General features: G+C 69.7%; 7 protein-coding genes and 1 pseudogene. 3 read left to right on the top strand and 5 right to left on the bottom strand.

All coding sequences use genetic code 11. From position 1 onward, the window contains the following. Positions 1-559 precede the first annotated feature (559 nt). Complete coding sequence (locus BMY19_RS30730; protein WP_128083332.1) at positions 560-769, top strand: hypothetical protein; 210 nt, start codon at positions 560-562, stop codon at positions 767-769. A 332-nt stretch (positions 770-1,101) separates the two neighbouring features. Here the strand turns inward: BMY19_RS30730 and BMY19_RS30725 are convergent, their stop codons facing one another. The 3 genes from BMY19_RS30725 to BMY19_RS30075 form a co-directional block, all read right to left on the bottom strand. Beyond that, positions 1,102-1,368 (bottom strand): hypothetical protein, encoded by a 267-nt coding sequence (locus tag BMY19_RS30725; RefSeq protein WP_139215755.1) that lies wholly within the window; start codon positions 1,366-1,368, stop codon positions 1,102-1,104. Positions 1,369-1,552: 184 nt separating this feature from the next. Further along, positions 1,553-1,849: a hypothetical protein gene (locus tag BMY19_RS30080; RefSeq protein WP_020096545.1), complete on the bottom strand. Its 297-nt coding sequence runs from the start codon at positions 1,847-1,849 to the stop codon at positions 1,553-1,555. A 301-nt stretch (positions 1,850-2,150) separates the two neighbouring features. Then, entirely contained in the window at positions 2,151-2,870 is a 720-nt protein-coding gene (locus BMY19_RS30075; protein ID WP_020096544.1) for a helix-turn-helix transcriptional regulator, read from the bottom strand. 96 nt (positions 2,871-2,966) lie between these two features. On the opposite strand from BMY19_RS30075, the gene BMY19_RS30070 reads away from it, so the two are divergent. Beyond that, complete coding sequence (locus BMY19_RS30070) at positions 2,967-3,575, top strand: glutathione S-transferase family protein (RefSeq protein ID WP_100253877.1); 609 nt, start codon at positions 2,967-2,969, stop codon at positions 3,573-3,575. 710 nt (positions 3,576-4,285) lie between these two features. Here BMY19_RS30070 and BMY19_RS30065 read toward each other — a convergent pair. Both BMY19_RS30065 and BMY19_RS30060 read right to left on the bottom strand, forming a co-directional pair. Then, complete coding sequence (locus tag BMY19_RS30065; RefSeq protein WP_007567273.1) at positions 4,286-4,447, bottom strand: YqaE/Pmp3 family membrane protein; 162 nt, start codon at positions 4,445-4,447, stop codon at positions 4,286-4,288. An 84-nt stretch (positions 4,448-4,531) separates the two neighbouring features. Further along, the gene (locus BMY19_RS30060) at positions 4,532-6,052 is read right to left on the bottom strand and encodes a glucosamine inositolphosphorylceramide transferase family protein (protein WP_100253876.1); all 1,521 of its coding nucleotides are present in this window, start codon (positions 6,050-6,052) and stop codon (positions 4,532-4,534) included. 503 nt (positions 6,053-6,555) lie between these two features. Here BMY19_RS30060 and BMY19_RS30055 point away from each other — a divergent pair. Next, a pseudogene (locus tag BMY19_RS30055) lies at positions 6,556-6,929 on the top strand (porin family protein); the annotation flags it as partial.

Below are 6,929 nucleotides of genomic sequence, written 5' to 3'. Positions count from 1 at the left end.
CCTCCGGCTTGTGCCCCTTCGTTCCCATCTGTCCGTCCTCGTCCTGGCCCGAAAGCCATACCTCAGGGCGGACCACTTCACTGGGGGCGGATCAGCTTGTTCTCGAACTGTCATGATCGGTCTGCATAGGGTTATTCCGCGGTGCAATATGACTCTTCGCACCGCACGCACGGAGCCGATCCGGCATCTTGGTTGCAGACGAACTCACCGGGCCTGACTGCAGGCCTGCCGCTTGATGAAAGGAGTGCACGACATGGTCCTGAAGGGCTTCTCCTACGCGATGATCGGCGCCTTCCTGGGCGGCCTCGCGATGACTGTCGCTGGCTCGGCCAGTGTGCTGATGGGCCTGTAAGGGCCTCGGACTACACGCGGCCTCAGCGGCCGCCGAGATCAGCGAGTGGATGAGCGGCGGGGTGCGAACCCCGCCGTTTTCGTATGCGAGGCAGGGGCAAATCACAGCAACGCCTCTCCAGCCTCGAACCCGGTCAACTCGCATCGATGCGGCGTCCGGACCTGCTCTGACACTCGCTGTGTTACTCCTGCACACGGAGAGCGTCTGATGCCCGATGAACCACTAACCTCGAACACGCAGGATCTCGCAGACGCCGAGTACGACGCCGAGCGCTGGGCCCGAGTTGGCGCCGAACAGAAATCCATTCGTCCGATCAGCCCCAAGGCACCCTCAGACCCGCTGGAAGGCCCGGATGTCGGCTTGACGCAGAAGGGCACTGACGAGGATGCAGTCGTGAAGCGTGAGACGGACGTGTGAGCGCTCTGGTTGGTGCACGTCCAGCCGCACACCTTCAAGCAACAATTGGAGCAATCCTCGCGACATTCAGCTTGGCCATAAGGCGGCCTCGGAATAGCCGAGCTGACGAGGCATGATGACCAAGCCGATCACCCTGACGAACCGTCTCGTCGACGCTGTCGTGACGGCTGCCATGGCGTTCAGCCTGATCGTGCACGCACAGTTCATGATCCTGCCGCCGCACTTCGTGTGAGCAACTGCCAGTCAGCACAGCTCCAAGAATGCCTATCGCGAACACGCGTGAGGCAGTCATACCCACGCACCCGCCTCGCTCGCGAACTCAGCCGTATCGATTATTGACTGCCCGTCTGTCGTCCTTGAACTACATCCGGAGGCAATAGCGCGAGGTCAATCAGATCCTTCACGGTCGCCCCGGCCACACCGCGAGGATCTTCGCTACCTACTAACTTGAGATTTTCAGCCAGCATTTTGATGATCGCCACTCGCTGTTCGTCGGCCATCAACGATATGGTCATACCGAGAGCCGACTGCAGAATTTCGAAACGCACCGTCAGGTCGCGGAGCTCTTCGAGCAAGATGTTTTCGAGTGGCGAGGACACGGGCAGCTCCACCGGTACCAATGCCCCCAAAGTAGCGCGCTTGCTGAGGTTCGCCTGTGCGAGGGCCTACTCACTTCGGAGGTATGAGGTGGGCGAGCCGTGCGCTGCCCGCCGCAGCCGATGCGGTCGAAGACGCGGCGTTCGGCCGACGTGCGGCCGGGATGGAGCATGGGGGGCTCGGTCATCAGCAAGCCTCCGGCTGGGCGGCAAGCTCGGTCTCGACCAGTTCAGCGGTGCGCAGGACGGCAGGCCCGACGAAGTCGGCGATGGCGCGGCCCTTCTCGTCGTCCGGCAGGCTGGCGACGATCTCCAGGCCGACGGAGGCGCCGAGCAGCACGACGTGGATCAGTCCGGTCGGCTCGTCCGTGCGGCGGGCGAGGGAGACGATCAACGGGCCGGCGTGCCCGTACAGGGCGATCTCCTCGTAGTGCGCTGTCGAGGCCGGCTTCGAACGGGTCGGCAGGGTGATGACGTTCGACATGATGGCTCCTCTCAAGCTGTGAAACGGGTGAGGGCGGGGCAGGCCACCAGGATCTGGTAGCGGTCGGTGGTAGCGAGCGCGGTGAAGGCGACTCAGCTACTCCTCAGCAAGCTCGGCAAATGGCTCTTGGCCGTTCCGACAAGGCCAAATTCGCCAATCATTTCTGTGTGAGGGCAAACCGCGAACCTGTCGGAATGAAGCCTGTTTTGGTTCAGCACTCCGTTGCCTTCTAAGCGGCAGGTCGTAGGTTCGAGCCCTACCGGGGTCGCCAGGTCATTCCGCGTGGCCCTGTCATCCGGCCCTACGGCGCGGCCGGCGCGGCGGGGTTCGCCGCCTCCTGCCGGTCCGGCAGGCTCCGCTTCCAGCGCGCCCGCAGGACGGCGGGCCGGAGGCCGTGCCGCTCCTCCAGGAACTCGGCGTCCGTGATCCGGTCCGTGCGGAAGTGCCGGAACGCCCCGCGCAGCTCGCACCAGCCGGCCACCATCCGGGCCTGATCGAAGAACCCGACGATCACCGGCCAGATCACGCGCCGGCTCGGATCGCCGCGGACGTCGCGGTACTGGATGCGGATCTTGCGGCCCTCGCGGATCCAGGTCCGCGCGCGAGCGACGTCGATCCCGTCCGCGGCCTGCGCGAACGCCGTCGGCGTGCCGATCGACGGATCGGCGATGAGCGGGCGCAGGCGCTCGGGGACCACGGCGGTGATCTTGGCGATGAGATCGCGCGCCGCCTTGGCGAGGACCGGCTCGCCCCGTCCCGCGACCCACTGCGCGCCGAGGACGGCCGCCTCGATCTCGTCGGGCGTCAGCATCAGCGGCGGCATGTCGAACGCCTCGCCGAGCACGTAGCCGAGCCCGGCCTCGCCCAGGATCGGCACGCGCTGGCCGACGAGGTCGGCGACGTCGCGGTAGACCGTGCGGACCGAGACCTCCAGCTCTCCGGCGATCTCGGCGGCCGTCACCGGGCGCGGCGAGCGACGCAGGATCTGGATGATCTGAAACAGCCTGTCCGCGCGCCGCATCCACCGACTCCTGCTGACAGAATGCTGTCAGCAGGGCGTCCCTACAAGTCCTCCCGCCACGGCCATCCCGCGCGCCGTGCCGACAGGAACCGCGCCATGATCACCCTGTACCACGCCCCGCAATCGCGCTCCTCGCGCATCGTCTGGCTCTTGGAGGAGATGGGGGTTCCCTACACCATCGCGCCGGTCTCGATCTTCCGGCCGATGACGGGCGAGGGCGTGCCGGACGCCGCCAACCCGCATCCCGACAAGCGCGTCCCGGCCGTCCTGCACGCGGGCGGTCTGGTCACCGAGTCCCAGGCGATCGTGCTCTACCTGGCGGAGACGTTCCCCGAAGCCGGGCTGGCGCCGGCGGTGGGCGCTCCCGAGCGCGGCGCGTACCTGACGTGGCTGGCTTGGTACGTCGCCGAGTTCGAGCCCGCGCTGTTCGCCGGCCTGACGGGTGAGCTCGCGGGATCGCCGCAGAAGCGCCGGAACCACGCGGCGGTGGTCGACCGCCTGGAAGCCGCCCTGGCGCGCGGCCCCTACGTGATGGGCGCGCGGTTCTCCGGCGCCGACATCCTGATCGGCAGCGCCCTGGGCTTCGGCCGCGCGGCCTTCCCGCCGAGCGCGGCCCTCGATGCCTATCTGGACCGCTGCCGGGCGCGCCCGGCCGCCCTGCGCGCCGCGGCGAAGGACGGCGCATCGGGGCCGCAAGCCGCCTAACGCAGACGGGGCGCCGCTCCCGATTCCCGAGTGGTCGGAGCGGCCCGGACGCAATTGCGGGAACGCCGCCGCAACGGTTCCGAGCGGCTCCGGCGACCGCGGGTGTTCCGGGACACGCCGGGCCCGAAAGCTTGGGCGTACATCGGGATCACACCGCGAACACAGTCGCGAACCCGATGGAGACGACGATGACCTGGACCAACCGCATCGCCCTGGCGGCGACCCTGATCGCCGGCGCGGTCGCCCTCGTGACCTACGCGCAGGCCCTCAGCCTGCCGGCCCATTTCGCGTGAGCGAGACGGACCCGTCGGCCGGCCCGCTCACCGGGACCGCCTGAACGCGCGCCGAACGGTTCCGCGGTGCAGCGTGACTCTTCGCACCGCACGCGCCCGGCTGATCCGGCATCATCATTGCAGACGAACCGACCGGGTCCGGCTGAGGACCCGCCGCTTGATGAAAGGAGTGCACGACATGGTCCTGAAGGGCTTCTCCTACGCGATGATCGGCGCCTTCCTGGGCGGCCTCGCGATGACGGTGACCGGCTCGGCCGGGGTGCTGATGGGCTTCTGAGCCGCGGCGGCCCTCGGGGCCGCCCGGGCGACGGACTGCCCGAACGGACGGCGGGAACGGCGGGGCGAGAGCCCCGCCGTTCCCGTATGCGGGGATCGGACCGCGCGGCGGAGCCGCCGATCCCGGCCGCTCCGCCCCGGTCAGGCCGCTTCCTTGCGGGTGACGACGAGCGCCCAGATCGTCGCCGGGATCCATCCGATGATCGTCAGGTGGAGGATGATGCAGAGGATGCCCTGAAACACCTTTCCGCGCAGGAACATGGCGAGCCACGGCGCGAGAAAGCAGATGAGGATCATGATCATGGGGGCAACGGGTCTCCGCGTTCGTGAGCGAACACGGATCGCGGCGGCTGGTTCCGGACGGCCGAGCTTCCGCCGCGGCCCGGCCTAGGCGTCGGACCGCGCGCTCAGATACGCCCTGAGACGCGAGGCCCGACCGGAGCCGTCGATGCACTCGATCCCGCCGCCCGTGTTCAGCGTGTGGAGGCAGCTGCCGGGCCAAGCCGGGCCGGGCTCGATCCGGTCGAGGATGGTCTGGGCGAACCCCTCCGGGTCGAGCCGGTCGATGCGCGCCAGCGACAGGGCGCGTCCGTAACCGTGGGCGCAATCCTGGACCGGCCGGATCAGGACCCCGTCGCGCGCGACGATCCGGCCCGCGGGCCGGGCGAAGGACGGGTCGACCAGCACGGGATTGGCCGGATGCGGCGCGTACGGCCCCCGGAAGTCGGGCGCGGACCAGAGATACAGCGCGTCGTGGTGGCAGCCCGATCCGGGCGGGGCGCCGACGGGCGCGTCCCGGACGGTGGCGAACATCCACCAGCGGCCGCCGTGCTCGAGGAGCGTCGCGTCGCTCGCGACCACGCCGGAGAGGAGCGTCGCCTCTTTCACCCAGCCGCCCGGATAGCGGGTCGCCCGGTAGAGATCGACCGTGCCGGCCGCGGAACTCTCCGGCACCATCCAGACGGAGCCCGCGCGCGCGAACACGAACGGGTAGGAGAGGTGGTGCGGCTCCTCCAGCACCGGGACGGGCGGCCCCTCGGGCCCGTCCGGCCCGAAGCGGACCGCCGAGATGATCGCCTTGCCGGTCGCGTGCGGAAACTCCTCCACGAAGACGTGGGTCGTCCCGTCGACCGCGAGGGGGAACGGGTCGGCGTAGAAGCGCCGCCCGTCGTCGGGCAGCACCTGCCAGCCCTCCGCGGGATGGCGGCCCAGCGCGACGAGGTCCGGCCCGCGGAGGGTCCGCCACCCGGTGCGCCAGTGTGGGGCGTGGTAGCACAGCCTGTACAAGCGGCCGACGAGGCTCCGGGCGACGAGCCGCGCCGGCCGGGACGCCAGGATCCGCGCCGGACGGACGGGCGCGGCCGCAGCCGTGGCGGGCGTCGCCGCGAAGGCGCGGCCGTCCGACCGGGCCCGCAGGGCGGCGGCGACGAGCGTCGCCGTGCGCGACAGGGCATCCTCGAACGAGACGGCGATGGAACCCCGGTAGTCCGAGCCGAGGCGACCCGCGGCGACGACGGTGCCGCCTTCGAGGAGGTCGAGCTGCGGGACCCGGCCGGCGAGCAGGCTCGCGAGCAGGCCGGCCTCGCCGAGGCCGCCGTCGTAGGCCACGCGCCAGACCGGGCAGGAGGCGGCCGCGTCGCCGCACAGGTCGAGCACGAGGTCCGGGGTCCCGGGACGGGTCCAGGCCGCGAGATCGGCGGGCGGCACGGGCCGCGACCCGTTCGGCGCCAGCCGGAAGATCAGGGCCTCCAGGCGGAACAGCAGGTCGGCCTGTGCCGGCCACCCGTCCAGACCGGGCGCGGCGTCGACGCTCACCGCCGCGATGCCCGGCAGGCCGGACAGCCGGTCCAGCAGCGCGACGTGCCAGCGCCGCGGGTTCGCGCCGTCGAGGCGAACTCTCACATGCATGGCGCCCCGGTTCCCATCGCGCGGTCGTCGCGACGACGACTGTCGAGTCCATCTATTTTCCCGTTGGTAACAGGAGTCATAACTTTGGATCGCGGCCCGGGACGCGCGGGTGATCGGACCCTCGATCGGGATCCGCGGGATGAAAACCTGTCTCGCGGCGGCGAGGGCGTTCCGGCACCTTGCCGGGTCGCCCAGGCCGGTGTCGGGATCCCGCGGGAGCGATCGGGATCGCCGCCGCGCAGTCCGGCGGCCGACCGGAACCGGGTGTGGCGCGCCCGTCACACCCGGTGCCGACCCGACATTTCGATGCAACCAAAACGCCGCCGCGTTGTTGTCGCGCTCGCCCGCGTAATGCGCGCTGTATTTCCGCGCTTCGTCGCGTCTTGAAGGATGCTTTACTCTGGCATTTCGGGCCTTCGACAGGCGGTGTGACCTCAAAACTACAGCCATTTCCCCCGGTGATCGGTAGCCACACCGCCAGATCACACATTCGGGACACCGACATGACCAAGCTCCTGGCCTCGCTGGCCGCCTTCACGGCCCTCACCGGCGCCGCCTCGGCCGCCGACCTGCCGCGCCGCGCCGCCCCGCCGCCGGTGTTCACCCCCGTCCCGGTCTTCACCTGGACCGGCGCCTACTTCGGTATCAACGCCGGCTACGCCTTCGACGCCAGCGACCGCAACACCGGCAACACCTTCGCCGTCCCCTTCCCCTACGCCGCCCCCGGCACCGTCGCCTCCTTCCGCAACCGCAGCCAGGACGGCTTCTCCGGCGGTGGCCAGATCGGCTACAACTGGCAGATCACCCCCGGCTCCGGCCTCGTGATCGGTGTCGAGGCCGACGCCCAGTACCTCGACTTCGGCCGTAACCGGAACAA

Origin of the sequence: Methylobacterium sp. UNC300MFChir4.1 (assembly GCF_900110155.1) — a bacterium.
In the GTDB taxonomy this organism is placed as follows: Bacteria; Pseudomonadota; Alphaproteobacteria; order Rhizobiales; family Beijerinckiaceae; genus Methylobacterium.
Note: the sequence above shows the minus strand (reverse complement) of the source record. Positions and strands in the feature narration are given on the sequence as shown.